Source organism: Rossellomorea sp. GQ25 (genome assembly GCF_059758515.1).
The window spans coordinates 190,430-205,520 of sequence record NZ_JCAXEQ010000003.1 but is presented as its reverse complement, the minus strand read 5'-3'; the positions used below and the strand labels follow the sequence as shown (position 1 = coordinate 205,520).

At 42.9% G+C, this 15,091-nt stretch carries 12 protein-coding genes and 1 riboswitch; of the genes, 4 read left to right on the top strand and 8 right to left on the bottom strand.

All coding sequences use genetic code 11. The features are described 5' to 3' along the window. Nucleotides 1-2: 2 nt before the first annotated feature. Nucleotides 3-1,985, bottom strand: a complete 1,983-nt coding sequence (gene uvrB, locus AC6CIB_RS11795; RefSeq protein ID WP_498280894.1) for an excinuclease ABC subunit UvrB — start codon at nucleotides 1,983-1,985, stop codon at nucleotides 3-5. A gap of 621 nt (nucleotides 1,986-2,606) precedes the next feature. Between uvrB and AC6CIB_RS11790 the strand changes: the two genes are divergently transcribed. Continuing rightward, the gene (locus AC6CIB_RS11790; RefSeq protein ID WP_498280892.1) at nucleotides 2,607-4,598 is read left to right on the top strand and encodes an N-acetylmuramoyl-L-alanine amidase; all 1,992 of its coding nucleotides are present in this window, start codon (nucleotides 2,607-2,609) and stop codon (nucleotides 4,596-4,598) included. Between the two features lie 75 nt (nucleotides 4,599-4,673). On the opposite strand, the gene AC6CIB_RS11785 is transcribed toward AC6CIB_RS11790, so the two are convergent. The 7 genes from AC6CIB_RS11785 to AC6CIB_RS11755 all read right to left on the bottom strand — a co-directional run bounded on the left by AC6CIB_RS11785 (nucleotide 4,674) and on the right by AC6CIB_RS11755 (nucleotide 11,605). Continuing rightward, nucleotides 4,674-4,904: a CsbA family protein gene (locus tag AC6CIB_RS11785; protein WP_498280890.1), complete on the bottom strand. Its 231-nt coding sequence runs from the start codon at nucleotides 4,902-4,904 to the stop codon at nucleotides 4,674-4,676. A gap of 72 nt (nucleotides 4,905-4,976) precedes the next feature. Beyond that, a complete protein-coding gene (locus tag AC6CIB_RS11780) occupies nucleotides 4,977-5,618 on the bottom strand; it encodes an HD domain-containing protein (protein WP_498280888.1) in 642 nt (213 codons plus the stop codon). A 73-nt stretch (nucleotides 5,619-5,691) separates the two neighbouring features. After that, the gene (locus tag AC6CIB_RS11775) at nucleotides 5,692-6,447 is read right to left on the bottom strand and encodes an alpha/beta fold hydrolase (RefSeq protein ID WP_498280886.1); all 756 of its coding nucleotides are present in this window, start codon (nucleotides 6,445-6,447) and stop codon (nucleotides 5,692-5,694) included. Between the two features lie 70 nt (nucleotides 6,448-6,517). Further along, a complete protein-coding gene (locus AC6CIB_RS11770) occupies nucleotides 6,518-7,693 on the bottom strand; it encodes a phosphoglycerate dehydrogenase (RefSeq protein ID WP_498280884.1) in 1,176 nt (391 codons plus the stop codon). 2 nt (nucleotides 7,694-7,695) lie between these two features. Then, a complete protein-coding gene (gene serC, locus AC6CIB_RS11765) occupies nucleotides 7,696-8,775 on the bottom strand; it encodes a 3-phosphoserine/phosphohydroxythreonine transaminase (protein WP_498280882.1) in 1,080 nt (359 codons plus the stop codon). 847 nt (nucleotides 8,776-9,622) lie between these two features. Continuing rightward, nucleotides 9,623-10,945: a TrkH family potassium uptake protein gene (locus AC6CIB_RS11760; RefSeq protein ID WP_498280880.1), complete on the bottom strand. Its 1,323-nt coding sequence runs from the start codon at nucleotides 10,943-10,945 to the stop codon at nucleotides 9,623-9,625. Between the two features lie 3 nt (nucleotides 10,946-10,948). Beyond that, nucleotides 10,949-11,605 (bottom strand): potassium channel family protein, encoded by a 657-nt coding sequence (locus AC6CIB_RS11755; RefSeq protein WP_498280878.1) that lies wholly within the window; start codon nucleotides 11,603-11,605, stop codon nucleotides 10,949-10,951. A gap of 237 nt (nucleotides 11,606-11,842) precedes the next feature. Beyond that, nucleotides 11,843-11,980, bottom strand: a riboswitch (cyclic di-AMP (ydaO/yuaA leader). A gap of 200 nt (nucleotides 11,981-12,180) precedes the next feature. Between AC6CIB_RS11755 and AC6CIB_RS11750 the strand changes: the two genes are divergently transcribed. The 3 genes from AC6CIB_RS11750 to AC6CIB_RS11740 all read left to right on the top strand — a co-directional run bounded on the left by AC6CIB_RS11750 (nucleotide 12,181) and on the right by AC6CIB_RS11740 (nucleotide 15,090). Beyond that, on the top strand, nucleotides 12,181-13,026 hold the full coding sequence (locus AC6CIB_RS11750) for a DUF1206 domain-containing protein (RefSeq protein ID WP_498280876.1): 846 nt from the start codon (nucleotides 12,181-12,183) through the stop codon (nucleotides 13,024-13,026). Between the two features lie 69 nt (nucleotides 13,027-13,095). Then, complete coding sequence (locus AC6CIB_RS11745) at nucleotides 13,096-13,668, top strand: sensor histidine kinase (protein WP_498280874.1); 573 nt, start codon at nucleotides 13,096-13,098, stop codon at nucleotides 13,666-13,668. A gap of 186 nt (nucleotides 13,669-13,854) precedes the next feature. Continuing rightward, nucleotides 13,855-15,090: a dicarboxylate/amino acid:cation symporter gene (locus AC6CIB_RS11740; RefSeq protein WP_498280872.1), complete on the top strand. Its 1,236-nt coding sequence runs from the start codon at nucleotides 13,855-13,857 to the stop codon at nucleotides 15,088-15,090. The last annotated feature ends 1 nt before the right edge of the window (nucleotide 15,091 follow it).

Sequence of the window (15,091 nt, the reverse complement as noted above, 5' to 3'; positions counted from 1 at the left end):
GTTCATCCTTCCGCCTTGAGCTCAAGAATGGTATCACGAAGCTGTGCAGCGCGCTCAAAGTCCAACGCCTTGGCTGCTTCCTTCATTTCCACTTCTAAGCTAGCAATAAGTTTTTGTCGCTCCGGTTTAGACATAGTCGAAACTTTTGTCTGTTCTCCTTCATAAACCCCTGCTTCTTCTGCGGCATGAGTTGCCCTGATGACATCCCGGATTTCTTTTTGTATGGTCGTCGGGGTAACGCCGTGTATTTCATTGTATTCTTCTTGTATCGTCCGACGACGTTCTGTTTCATCAAGTGCTTTTTGCATAGAGTCGGTCATTTTGTCCGCGTACATGATGACTTTACCGTTACTATTTCGTGCGGCACGGCCAATCGTCTGAATGAGGGAACGTTCAGAACGTAAGAACCCTTCTTTATCGGCATCCAGTATGGTGACGAGTGATACTTCGGGAATGTCCAATCCTTCACGAAGTAGGTTGATTCCCACTAATACATCATATTTACCTAGACGGAGATCGCGAATAATTTCAATCCGTTCCAAGGTTTTGATTTCTGAATGCAAATATTGAACTTTAATACCCATTTCCTTCAAGTATGCCGAGAGATCCTCTGACATTTTCTTCGTAAGGGTAGTCACAAGGACACGTTCATTTTTCTCGATACGTTCGTTGATTTCACCCAGAAGGTCATCGATTTGTCCTTCGATGGGACGCACCTCGATGATCGGATCTAAGAGTCCTGTTGGACGGATGATCTGCTCAACCATCTCAGGAGTATGCTCCAATTCGTATGGACCTGGTGTGGCTGAAACATAGAGGAGCTGCTGGGTTTTCTTCTCAAACTCTTCAAAGCGCAGGGGACGATTGTCCATGGCTGAAGGCAGACGGAATCCGTGATCCACAAGCACCTTTTTACGGGCCTGGTCCCCGTTAAACATCCCCCTGATTTGAGGTAACGTCACATGGGACTCGTCAACCACAATTAAGAAATCGTCTGGAAAATAGTCCAGAAGAGTATACGGAGTCGATCCTGAAGGCCTTAGTGTCAGGTGACGGGAGTAGTTTTCAATACCCGAGCAAAAGCCCATCTCCCTCATCATTTCGAGATCATAACGGGTCCGCTGCTCTAGACGCTGGGCCTCGAGCAGTTTATTATCTTCTTTCATGATGGCTAATTGCTCTTCAAGCTCTTTTTCAATATTCTTAATGGCTACCTGCAATTTTTCTTCACGGGTTACGAAGTGGGAAGCCGGGAAAATCGCGATATGATCTCTATCGCCCATGATTTCACCGGTCAGGGCATCCACTTCACGAATCCGGTCAATTTCATCTCCGAAAAACTCTACACGCATACAGTGTTCATCCCGCGAAGCCGGGAAAATTTCCACTACGTCGCCTCGCACACGGAAGGTTCCGCGCTGAAAGTCGATGTCGTTTCGTTCATATTGGATATCCACAAGCTTTCGCAGCAATTGATTCCGTTCGATTTCCATTCCTGTACGCAGGGAAAGAACGAGCTCCCGGTATTCCTCCGGGTTACCTAAACCGTAAATACAGGACACGCTGGCAATGATGATGACATCTTTTCGCTCAAACAAAGAAGATGTGGCAGAGTGTCGCAGTTTATCGATTTCATCATTGATGCTGGAATCCTTCTCAATAAACGTATCCGTTTGAGGAACATATGCTTCCGGCTGATAATAGTCATAGTAACTGACAAAATATTCAACGGCGTTATCAGGGAAAAACTCTTTAAATTCACTGTAGAGCTGCCCCGCTAATGTTTTATTATGAGCGATGATGAGGGTCGGCTTTTCAACCTGCTTGATCACATTGGAGACAGTGAATGTCTTTCCTGTCCCTGTTGCTCCAAGTAAGGTTTGATGACGTTTCCCTTCATTTATGCCTTGAACTAATTTTTCAATCGCCAGGGGCTGATCTCCCTCTGGTTTATATTTAGACTTGAGCTCGAATTGATCTTTCACCGTGAAACCTCCTATAGTAAAGGACTGCTACCTTGTATTTACCTACCTATACCCATCTTAAACACTGTCCATTCTTCTATACACATTCTACCACATTTCCTACAGTATTAACCAATAATAAGCGAACAAAAGTTCGTTTATTTATTTTTATAGAGAGAACAGTATCTTGGTTGTGGATAACTTTTGATGAAGAAACCGTTTCGAGGCTTGAATTGTGGTTTCGACATATTACGGGAGGCAGCAAGGAGCTTATAAGAAATTTTCGACATAATCCGAGCATTTCTATACACAACCTGTGTACAACTATGTGCATAAGTCGATATTACTTGTGGAAAATCCCTAAACTTATTCACAATTCGTCAAATTTCTTGTGCACAATGTTGATGAATGCGGATTCAATCTGTGAATAACATGTTCACCCCCTCACTTATTCACACTATTCTTTATTTATCCACAATTAAGATATCTCTATCTGGGATGATTTCTCCCACATCATAAAGCTTATCCCTATCCAAATATTCATCTAGGCATATACCCAATAATTGATTGACTATTCTGTCTAATTTCCAATAAGCTTTCTTATAGGTTCTACAAAAAATACATAGTGTTTAGGAGGAATGTATGAAAAAATCTAAATGGCTACAAGTCGCCGTCTCCCTTAGTTTAACGGGATTTCTACTGAGTTCCACCATCACCTCGATGTCACCATCGATTACCTCTCATGGAGTGGCACAAGCTGAAGTTTTCGATTCACTCGAGTTGCAAAAAGCGTTTCAACAAGCAGCGCAGGAATTCAATGTCCCTGTTGAAATTCTACTTGCAGTGGGTTATAACGTATCCCTATGGGAGCATCATGACGGAAAGCCAAGTGCTTCCGGAGGCTACGGATTGATGCATCTTACAGATGTTCACACTGATAGTTTAGAAGATACCCACAGCGATGAACCTGCTCATATGTTTTTATCCGGTAAAGAGGATGAAGACGCTCAACCTCTAGAAGAATCAACATTGAAAATCGAATCTACATTAGACATTAATGATCCCAAACTTCACACTCTGAATACCGCAGCTGAACTACTCTCTCTTCAACCAGAAACTTTAAAACAAAATAAGAAAGAAAATATCCGCGGTGCTGCAGCACTTCTGGCACAGTATGCCAAGGAGATAGCTGGAGAGACACCTTCTGACGTAAATGAATGGTACGGGGCAGTCGCTAAATACAGCGGTTCATCCGACTATACGGGAGCAAAGGATTTTGCGGACCGTGTATACGATACAATCAACAACGGAGTGACTAAACAAACAGAGGATGGCTCTTCCTTAACCTTAGCGCCCAAACAAACCAATCCGAATAAAGAATCAATCCAATCATTAAACTTAAAAATGGATACTGAAGAGGCCGATTGTCCGAATGGCCTTGCATGTCATTACGTTCCGGCAGCTTACAAGAAAATTGACTGGGGCGGCGGGACCTACTATGAAACTTCATACGGTAATTACGACATAGCAAACCGGCCACATAACAATCAGGAAATCAAGTACATCGTCCTCCACGACACGGAAATCAGCTATGATTTAACCAAAACCGTGTTCCAGCGTGAATGGACTCAGGCTTCCGCTCATTATGTGATCCGTTCTTCCGACGGTGATATCACCCAAATGGTGGACAATAAAGATGTGGCCTGGCATGCTGGAAACTGGTATTTCAACTCGAAAAGCATTGGGATCGAGCACGAAGGTATCGCCATTGAAGGGGCGGCCTGGTATAACGAACAGTTGTATCATGCATCAGCCCGATTAGTAAAACATCTTTCTAAAAAGTACAATATTCCATTAGACCGCGATCATATCATTGCACATGATGAGATACCTGGAACGACTGCTGCAAGACAACCTGCTATGCACTGGGATCCAGGTCCATTCTGGGATTGGGCACATTATATGCAAATTCTTGGAGCTCCCCTGGAATCAGGAAAAGGACAAAAAGACATCGTCCAAATCCGTCCGAATTTCGAAACAAACAAGCCAATCCTTCAGACTCCAACGGGAGAACCCGTACCTGAACAATCGGCAAATTTTGTGTATTTGTATACAGCCCCAAGCTTTGATGCTCCATTGATCAAAGACGCTGCTCTAACGAAAGCCCACCCATATGATGCGTCCAATTGGGGCAACAAGGCCGTTACAGGGCAAACCTTTTACAAAGCAGAAGAACAAGATGACTGGACAGCGATTTGGTACGCAGGTCAAAAAGCGTGGTTTTATAATCCTAAAGGAACGAATACCACAAAAGGATCAGGTATTGTGATCACACCTAAGGAAGGAACTACGGGCATCCCTGTTTACGGACTTGCTTATCCAGAAGAAGAAGCTTTTCCTGACGGCATCCCGATAAGAGGAATGTCTCCTCTTCAGTACACGCTGACTTCGGATCAAACGTATGTAGCAACCGAAAAAGTAAAAGGAAGCTACTACAGTGCACCTGTTTACACGTACAATCCAGAGACGACACATAAAATCGTCTGGGGGAATGATGAATTTTATCTTATTCACTTAAACCATCGCCTGGCATTTGTAAAGGCCAGCGATGTCGATGTTGTAGCTACTCCATAAAAAAACACGGGCTGTCTTTTTAAAAAAGACAGCCCGTGTTTTTTCAGGAACTTCTATTCATCTTTGTCACCCAAATCATGCACTTCTCTTCGCTTTTTTCATCATCTGGTCGCTATACCAGAATCCAACGGTCAATGAAGCCGCGTCTACGACAATCAGTAACCAGGAGTCCGTATAGCCCTTTGAAACCGAAGCTGCAATGAGAGCTACGGTCAAGATCAATCCGACATAATGATTATACGTCACCCGTGTGAACAGAACGACAAGCAATCCTGGTAAAAATAAACCTAAAATGATTTTAGACACGTTCAACTCTCCTTAAAGATAAGGGAATAACCCATATTCTACCGAAGTTTTCCCTATCTGGAAAGGGTTTTCCTAGTCTTCACCCTGCTGAATTAATTTCTGGGTCCGTTCCTTCAACTCACTGTGAGGGATGAATTTCTCAGAAAGCATATCGGGCAGAATGTATTCCAAGAAATATTGTACACATTCCAGATCCTTGTAGTTCACAATCGTAGAAAGTGCTTCTTGATAAATTTCAATAAATAGAGGCTCCGGATTCCCTTTTTGAATTTCTCCAAAGGATTCATACAGAAGATCGATTTTGTCTGCTACAGATAAGATTCTTCCTTCAAGGGTATCGTCTTTCCCCTCTTTAAACCGTCCTCTGTACACTTCTTGAAATTGCGGGGGGAATTCTGTAGTGATGAATTTATTGACCATCTGATCTTCTACCTGGCTAAAGAGCTCACGCAACTCTCCTGATGCATATTTTACAGGGGTCTTAATATCCCCTGTAAACAGTTCCGCGTAGTCATGATTCAAGGCTTTTTCATACAGTGCTTTCCAGTCAATTTCTTTCCCGCTCTGTTCTTCCACCGTTCCAAGAAATTGTGAGATTTTGGTCACCTTAAAGGAGTGGCTGGCTACGTTATGCTCATGATACTTAAATCGCCCTGGACAGCGAATGAGGGTTTCAAGGTCGGATAAGCTTTTAAAATAATGATGAATTCCCATCGTATTCTCCTCTCATTGTTCGACTTTACTTTATTAAAATAATATCAAGTAGAAGGAGTAAGAGCAAAGATAATCACCCTTCTATTTCTCCTAACAGTATATTATTTAGAGCGTCGTGATAACGTGTGGGAATTTGATGAGAGGCTCCTGGAATGATATATATTTTCTTAGGATAGCAATCGTTATACAGTTTAAGATGAGAATTGATCCAATCCGACCTTTCCCCGTATATTAAGAGTAGCGGGATGGGAAGCTTCTTGACCCGCTCTATCCCATCGTAGTGAAGTGATTGCTCGTAGAATTGATACCAAATATGGTGGTTCGCCTTATTCATATGACCCCTCAGCTTCTCCCGCTCAAGCTTGTCTTTGAAATGCGCTCTGGAAATAATCCCAGATAGGCGAGCCGGATGTTCACGAACCATTTTCATGCCCATATGGTGCATCCATTTCAGCTTGGGATTCGTGACTTTCGGATAACCCCCTACAAGAATGAGGGCGGAAACCCGATCTTCATAGGTACAAGCGAATATTTGTCCCACCACTCCCCCTGCAGAGTATCCGAGCATCACACATGTAGAAAGGTTCAGGTGGTCGAGAATCGCCTTTATGTCCTCTACAAACTGAGAGATACTAATATTCTGCTCCATGGTAAAGGAGTCACCGTGGCCTGTTAAGTCCGGAATGATGAGGCGAAAGTGCCTGGAAAGCACATGCTGCTTTATGAAGGTCATCCTCCCCATACCGGGAGGATGAATCAAGACTAGGGGAGTCCCCTCTCCTAGATCGTCAAAATAAAGATCTCTATCCTTAAAATGGATCATCGCCATAAAAATAAATCCTCCCTCAACCGCTTTACTACACATTATTCTCGGGTTAAGGGAGTTCTAGTCACTTTATTTAAATGAGGCGGACGGAAACAACACCGTGTATTTCTTTCATCCTGCTTTTCACTTGATGTTGTTCTTCTTCGAGGAGTTTCTGATCCAAATCAATCATGGTATAGGCCCACGTATGTTTACTCCGGTTGATCATATCTGCAATGTTAACTGCATACCCTGAGAGGACATTGGCGATTTGACTGACCATATTCGGGATGTTTTGGTGCATGACCGTAACTCGCATTTTTCCGCTATAAGGCAGGTTCACATCAGGCAGGTTCACAGCATGCTTAATATTACCCGTTTCAAGATACGTTTTCAGCTGCTTTGTCGCCATGATGGCACAGTTTTCTTCAGATTCAACGGTAGACGCGCCCAGGTGAGGAACAGGGACGACATTTTTCATGTTCAATACCTTTTTATTAGGGAAATCCGTCACATACTTTCGGACAATTCCTGCTTCAAGGGCCTTTTCCAGAGCACCTTCTTCCACTAGCTCACCTCTTGAAAAGTTTAAGATCGTCATACTCTTTTTCATCTTCGTGAAGCCTTCTTCACTCACAAAGCTTGCAGTTTTGTCTGTTAATGGAATGTGTAGTGTCACAAAATCACACTCTTCCCATACTTCTTCAATATGATGAGCGCGATTCACATCCTGGGATAAACGCCACGCTGCGTCCACTGATATAAATGGATCATAGGCGACCACATCCATACCAAGGGCAAGGGCATCATTTGCGACAAGGACGCCAATCGCTCCCAAGCCTACTACACCAAGCTTCTTCCCTTTAATCTCACTTCCTACAAATTCTTTTTTCTTTGCTTCTACGACACTCGGTACGTCTTCCTCTGTTTCTTTTAACGTGTTCGTCCAGCCGACTGCAGAATATAGGTTACGGGAAGAAGCGATCAAATTAGCCAGTACGAGCTCTTTCACGGCGTTTGCATTGGCACCGGGCGTATTAAAGACAACAATTCCTTTTTCCGTACAGAGATCAATCGGGATATTATTGACTCCTGCTCCTGCCCGTGCAATGGCTTTGACTGAAGTCGGGAAAGAGTAATCATGCAAGTTCTTTGATCTTACTAAAATTCCATCGGGATCCCCATTCCCATTCAGATGGTAGTTCAGGTCATCCTCGATCAGTGAAAGTCCGCTTTGACTAATGGCATTGTACGTATTGATTGTAATCATTTTCATACTCCTCCTTGCTCAGACTCAAATTTTTTCATGAAACCGACCAGTGCTTCCACACCTTCAAGCGGCATGGCATTATATAAACTCGCTCGCATTCCCCCTACGGAACGGTGCCCTTTTAAAAATTCAAACCCTTCTGCTTTGGCTTCTTTTAGAAACCGGGCGTCCAGCTCCTCGTCACGTGTTGAAAAAGGAATGTTCATTAAGGAACGATTTTTTTTCGGGACAGGGTTATGGAATAAAGATGATTCATCTATACAGTTGTATAAGAGACCTGCTTTCCTCTCATTTTGAGCCTGCATCCCTTCCACTCCACCATTCTCCTTCACCCACTCCAGAACAAGCTTTAATACGTATATGGCGAAGGTCGGAGGCGTGTTAAAGAGGGAATCATGCTTTACATATGTTTCGTAATTCAGCATCGTTGGACACGTATTCGCTGCTTGACCGACCAGACTTTCATGAATGATCGCCACCGTAACACCCGAAGGACCCAGATTCTTTTGAGCTCCTGCGTAGATGACTCCGAAAGAGGAAACATCTATTTTCTCAGAAAGGATATGGGAGGACATATCGGCTATAAGTGGAATGCCTCCTGTTTCAGGCCACTTATGGTAACGCGTTCCTTCAATTGTATTGTTGGATGTAATATGTACATAGCTGGACTGTCGTGAAAAATCTTCTGGTGTATAAGCAGGGATCTCAAACTTCTCTTGAGGTGATAAAGTTCGGACATTCCCAACCTTCCCCGCCTCTTTGACAGCTTTCTTTGACCAGCTGCCTGTCAGGATATAGTCAGCTTCTTGATGTGAACCGAGCAGATTAAGAGGAATCATGGAAAATTGCAAGGATGCTCCACCTTGCATAAATATCACGTGATAATCATCTGGAATCGAGAGCAGTTCACGCAATAATTTCCGGGCTTCTTCTATTATATTTTGGAAAGGGGCAGAACGATGGCTTAATTCCATTACAGACATGCCCGTTTCTTGATAGTTCAATAATTCACCTTGAACCTTTTTCAGAACAGGCTCAGGTAACACCGCAGGACCAGCAGAAAAATTATACACACGCTTCAACAACAGCACCGCCTAAAGTTCAGAATTTTTCAACAGTATAATCGCGCACATTGGTTTAGTCAATATCAAAAATGTGTGATGAAAACGCTTAATAGAACTGTTTTTAGGCTCATGCGTGAGTATGGATTGATTCTTTGTCGTTTTTAAAAAAGGCTCTTTTCATAAACATTGTGGCTTTGCATAACTTCCCAAAAGTGAATTTTTGTTTTGGATGAGTAGTAGTGCGAAAACATGGACCGTTCCTTTCCGCGGGGAGGAAGTCGAGCCTCCTCGACGTTCCGTCTGTGGGGTCTCGACCTTTCCTCTATTTCCCGCAGGAGTTAAGTGCCTTCCGCTACAATCCACTCTGTGCTTCTCCTAATGAGGTATAGACAATATAAAAAAGCTCCTATTGTAGAAATGTTGAGCGTTTTTTTTTCAAAAAAACATCTACAAAGGAGTAAAAGAAAATTTTATGTTTACTCATGAATCGAAGGATCATTAAACTATCTTTTAAATGAACCAACCAATGCTCCCACCGTAAATAACCTCATTTAAAGAGAGCAGTAGTCCGTTTTCTATATTAAGCTTTGTCATGAATTTTTTTATAGATGGTAAGGGGAACTGCGTAGACTCCTGCGGATTTCGGGCGTGCCGAGACCCCGTTCGGCTAAGCTGAGGAGGCTCTGCCGAACGCTAGCTGCAAGCGGAGCGGTTCCCCTCACCATCCAGCACACATTCATTGACAGAGCCCTGGCAGATTCAATTATATTCATCAAACTTCACGAAAAGAGCCTAAAAACAATAAAAAACCGGCTCCCCCACTTACCCGCGAAGGGCAAAATGAAGAGAGCCGGTTGGTTTAATATTAACCTGTTAATATATCTTCTTTTGGATAGCGGATCTTTTCTTTGTCCGGTCTTGATAGGGAGAAGGCCAGTGTGAGGGGGCCCAGTTTCCCGACAAACATCACGATGATAATGATCCATTTACCGATGGCTGTCAGGGAGCCTGTAATCCCCATGGACAACCCTACTGTTCCAAAGGCTGATACCACTTCAAAGAGAATAGCCAGGAAAGAAGCATTCCTTTCCGTCATATCAAGAAAAAATAGAGCCGTAAAAACAAGGAGGACACTAATCATCGACACGGCCAAGGCCTTAAAAATATAGTTTTGATCAATGGTACGACGAAAAATACGAATCTCTCTTTTCTCCTTCAAGAAAGCAAACACACTCAATGAAATCACAACAAAGGTGGTAAGCTTGATTCCTCCACCAGTGGAAGCACTCCCGGCCCCGATGAACATCAAAAGAATCGTGAGAAGCAATGTGGAGCGTTCCATGCTGCCATAATCAAGAGAGTTAAAACCAGCCGTGCGGGGTGTGACCGCTTGAAAATAGGAAGCGAATAGTTTATCCAGGAGTGGTAACTGAGCCAGTGTATTGGGGTTATTATACTCCAGGATGAAAATCATCATAAAAGCGAATACATTGATGACAAAGGTCCCAACTACCATGATTTTCGTATGGAGTGACAGTTTTCGAATCATTTTCGATTTCCATAGGTCCACTAAAACGGTGAAACCGATCCCTCCTACAATAAACAGAAACGAAATCGTGATGTTGACGATGGGACTTCCCACGTAACCCATTAAACTATCGGACCACAGAGAGAATCCTGCATTATTAAACGCGGAAATAGAATGAAATATACTGACGTACAGCCCTCTTCTCCAACCGAATTCAGGAACCCATTCTGACGCCAGTAATAGTACTGCGAATCCTTCTACAAGGAAGGAAAAGATAAATAAATATTTTACAAGCTTGATGACTCCTCCTACAGACGTCTGATTTAATGCCTGCTGCAGAAGAAGTCGCTCTTTAAACCCGATCTTCTTTCCGAGCATCATAAAAATCAAGACGGCAAAGGACATAATGCCCAGTCCTCCAATTTGGATCAGACTCATAATGACCACTTCTCCAAAAAGGGTGAAGGCATCTCCTGTATCAACGACCGCAAGCCCTGTAACCGTCATGGCGGAAGTTGTCGTGAACAAGGCATCAAGCCATGTAATCGATTCTGTGGTGGCAAACGGTAGTTTAAGCAAACCCATTCCTACTATGATAAAAAATAGAAAGGTCACAACGAGAAGTTGAGGAGGGCTTAACCGAATCACCTTATGCTTCATAGGTTATACACCTTCTTTTTCAAATCGGTTGATATCCCTGTTATGTCCAATGACAATCAGTAGATCCTCAATTTTTATGACTTCATCGGCAGAAGGGGATACAATGACTTCCTCCCCGCGGTGAATGGCAATAATATTACAACCGAATTTCGCCCGGACATCCAGATCATTTAAAGTTTTGTTAGCGACCTTTTTAGACGCACAAACTTCTACAATACTGTGCTCTTTCGATAGTTCGATATAATCAATGATCTTTTCTGACGTAATGTGGTGGGCAATTCTTCGTGCCATGTCACGTTCAGGGTGAATGACTTTATCGGCCCCGATCCGGTCCAACACCTTCTGATGATAGGAGTTTGAAGCTTTCACCCATACTTCTTTAACCCCTAATTCTTTTAAAAGTAAGGTGGTAAGAATACTTGCCTCTATATTATCGCCAAAGGAAACGATCACGTGATCAAAATTTCTGAGCCCAAGGGATTTCAATACAGATTCATCCATCGCATTCGCTTGCACGGCATGCGTGGCAATGTCTATATATCGTTGGACAACATCGTGATGAATATCGATTGCCAACACTTCAACATCCAGGTCAGCTAATTCCTGAACCAGATTTCCTCCAAATCTCCCTAAACCAATAACAGCAAACTGCTTTTTCATGATGAAATCCTCCAAAACCTTTTTAATAGCTTAACCATCTAGTACTTCTTCATTACAACAAAAGCGCAGACTGCTCGAACAGAGGCGACAAGTATAAGACGAATCTGTCGGAAAGGCTTCCTTTGCCTTTTTGGCAGATTCGTCTTATGACCTCTGGCCTCCGGAGCCAGACTTCTAAACAACGCAAAAAGACCAGCAGGAACTAAGCCTGTGGTCATCCATAATCGATCACAAGTATCATCCTCTCCCATTACGCTTACGAGGTTAGCTGACGGATTCGGGTTATGGAAGTAGCCCTACCTTTTTAAGAAAGGATTCACCCCTTTAAAATACTCGGGTCCCCCGCTTCAAAAATGAATTAAGCGATAAAGAATATTCATTTGATGATAGATATATTACTCCTCTCCTAATTCGTTGTAAATAGGTTTTATGTAAAATTTTTTAAAAGAAAAAAAGGCAAAATTAAATCAATCCATCCAGCATTTACTGTTCGTTAAAAAGGTTTCCCTTTTCTATATCCGGGGAATAGCATACATAAGTATTACGAAAATAGAACCAGAAGGGAAGAAGCGTATATGGCAGGAGTTTCATCCATTACAACATCAAGCAGTTCATCTGTTTCATCAAATGATATAAAACCTTGGATTAGAGGGTTTGCACGAATTGGATATATTTCACGAGGAATTGTATATATGCTGATCGGCGCATTATCCGTGATGGCGGCGCTGGGTGTAGGAGGAAGCACTTCGGACTCAAGTGGTGCCTTTTCAGCAGTGGCGAGCAAACCCTTTGGGGAAGTCCTTCTGTGGATATTAGGTTTTGGTCTGATCGGAATCGTTCTTTGGCGCCTCATTCAAGTGGTAAAGGATCCGGAGCATGTGAAAAACGATGGGAAATCCTTATTTAGAAGATTGGCAAATCTAATCAGCGGGATTGCCTATGGTTCTTTAACTTATAATGCTTTCGCCATTGCGACGCATGCCAAAAGCTCCGGCTCGGGATCTAAACAAACCTTATCTGCTAAGTTATTGTCTCAGCCCTTTGGTCAATGGATTATCGGGATTGTCGGACTTATCATTATTGGATATGCAGTCTATGAAGTTCATAAAGCTTATACTGAAAAATACACGAACAAATTCAAACGGCATGAAATGTCCGAGAAAGAATGGGAACTGGGAAGAAAGACAGGAAAGCTCGGATTATATTCCCGGGGCACCGTCTTTTTACTGATCGGCTATTTCTTTATTCAAACTGCGATCACAGCCGATCCGGATAAAACAAAAGGGCTGGATGGAGCACTTTCTAAAATTGCTCAACAGCCGTACGGCCAATGGCTACTCGGGCTCATAGCAGTCGGGTTATTTCTATATGGCGTTTTCCAGATTTTAAAAGGAAAAAACCGTCATATGAGTATATATTGAAAACCAAAGGAGTTGCCCCCCGGCAGCTCCTTCTTCTATTCCAAAACACACTCCCCCAAAAGCATATGAATGACTCTTCCCACACCCTCTTCTTTTTTCACTTACTATCTAGCTGGTGAACTGGATTCAATCGGTTTGGTCGAGGAGCTTCTCGACTTCTCACGATATTCTAAAGGGGGATCTTTTACGATTCATCCTACTGCCTTTTCATTCGATTCGTTAATTCGTGAAGTCATTCTTCAGCTGGATCAAAAGCGAAAAGAAAAGGGAATATCCATCATTCTTGAAAACAAAGAACCGATTGACCTATATGCCGATGAAAATCGAATCCGTCAAATCCTGATCAACCTCATAAAAAACGCGATCAAGTATTCTGAGCGGGATTCTATGGTGTTCATTCGTTATACCAACACGAATTCTTTTTTTACCTTTGAAGTTGAGGATCAAGGTGAGGGAATCGATCAAGACCACTTACACCATGTGGCTACCTTATTTTACAAAGAGAATGAAAATACGGATGGTATCGGCTTAGGTCTCGCCATCTGTAAAAATATCATTGAACTTCATCATGGACAATTAGTGATAAAAAGTGATAAAGGTTCCGGGACAACTGCCGGCTTCACCTTACCCCTTCATACGTAAAGAGCTTGGATCAGCGCTTGATTCAGGCTTATTTTTTATTGGTTGACAAGCATGGATTTTGACACGATTCGTATTCTGTTATATCTTATGACCATAAATCCTCACTAAACCTATCAGAATTGTATATGTTATGTTTGTGATTCGATTCGTAGGGAAATCTACTACTAAATTAAAGGAGGCGTCAAAATGAAATCTCTTTGGAGGGGTTATCTTAATACATCGCTTATTATGAAAATAACCGTCGCCCTCGTTCTAGGAATTGCTGCAGGGCTAATATTCGGAAAGGATGCATCGATTCTTTCACCATTAGGTGACATCCTGATCCGCTTGCTCACATTCCTTATCATCCCACTTATTCTATTTACATTAATAGTCGGGGTGAATCAGACAAATGTAAACAAACTGGGGCGAATGGGTGGAAAAACGTTCTTATACTATTTATTCTCATCTGCTTTAGCGATCATCGTCGGGATTGCGGTTGCAAGTATCTTTAAGCCGGGAACGGGAATGACTCTGGATACATCGGAGACATTTGAAGTACCGGACAATCCAGGGATGATCAGTGTTCTATTGAATATTATCCCAGACAATATCATCTCAGCGTTCACGGAAATGAATCTATTAGGAATCATCTTTACCGCCATCGTGTTTGGCATTGCCATCTCTTATTTAAGGTCAACAACTGAACATCATGAACTCGGAGAACATGTGTATAAGTTCGTAAGCGGTTTGAACGAAGCCACGCTGGCCGTTATGAAAGGGATCCTTCAATATGTTCCGATCGGTATCTTCGCGATCATGGCGGAAACGGTCGGGAAACAAGGACTGAATACACTGTTGTCTTTAGGAAACATGATCCTTGTTCTTTACATTGCTTTATTTGTTCAAATTGCCATTTATATAGTGGCCTTACTTTTCTTTAAAATCAGCCCAGGCAGGTTCTTTGCTCAAGCAAGAACACCGATGATTACAGCATTTGTGACTCAAAGCAGTTCTGGTACCCTGCCGCTTACTTTAAACGCAGCAAAAAACCTTGGTTTACCGAAGAGCTTATACGGATTCAGCTTACCCCTTGGGGCCACAATCAATATGGATGGGGCTGCGATTCGAATCGCAGTGTCAGCTGTTTTCGCGGCTAACGTAGTCGGCAATCCATTAAGTTTGACTGACATGCTGGTCGTTGTCCTCGTTGGAACACTGGCATCGATTGGAACAGCCGGCGTTCCTGGAGCAGGCATTATCATGATTGCCACTGTATTCGCACAGCTCGGGTTACCGATGGAGACCGTTGCCCTGCTAACGGCCATTGATGCACTTGTGGGTATGGGATGTACGGCTCTTAATGTAACGGGAGATTTGGTTGGTACGTCGATTATTGATAGGACGGAGAAAGGCGACCATCAGTCAGCCGTTTCCGTATAAA

Excerpts from the sequence above, each read along its gene's own strand:
- AC6CIB_RS11790 (WP_498280892.1), top strand. The coding sequence starts at position 2,607 with ATGAAAAAATCTAAATGGCTACAAGTCGCCGTCTCCCTTAGTTTAACG.
- AC6CIB_RS11780 (WP_498280888.1), bottom strand. The coding sequence starts at position 5,618 with ATGGGAATTCATCATTATTTTAAAAGCTTATCCGACCTTGAAACCCTC.
- AC6CIB_RS11775 (WP_498280886.1), bottom strand. The coding sequence starts at position 6,447 with ATGGCGATGATCCATTTTAAGGATAGAGATCTTTATTTTGACGATCTA.
- AC6CIB_RS11770 (WP_498280884.1), bottom strand. The coding sequence starts at position 7,693 with ATGATTACAATCAATACGTACAATGCCATTAGTCAAAGCGGACTTTCA.
- AC6CIB_RS11760 (WP_498280880.1), bottom strand. The coding sequence starts at position 10,945 with ATGAAGCATAAGGTGATTCGGTTAAGCCCTCCTCAACTTCTCGTTGTG.
- AC6CIB_RS11755 (WP_498280878.1), bottom strand. The coding sequence starts at position 11,605 with ATGAAAAAGCAGTTTGCTGTTATTGGTTTAGGGAGATTTGGAGGAAAT.
- AC6CIB_RS11750 (WP_498280876.1), top strand. The coding sequence starts at position 12,181 with ATGGCAGGAGTTTCATCCATTACAACATCAAGCAGTTCATCTGTTTCA.
- AC6CIB_RS11745 (WP_498280874.1), top strand. The coding sequence starts at position 13,096 with ATGACTCTTCCCACACCCTCTTCTTTTTTCACTTACTATCTAGCTGGT.
- AC6CIB_RS11740 (WP_498280872.1), top strand. The coding sequence starts at position 13,855 with ATGAAATCTCTTTGGAGGGGTTATCTTAATACATCGCTTATTATGAAA.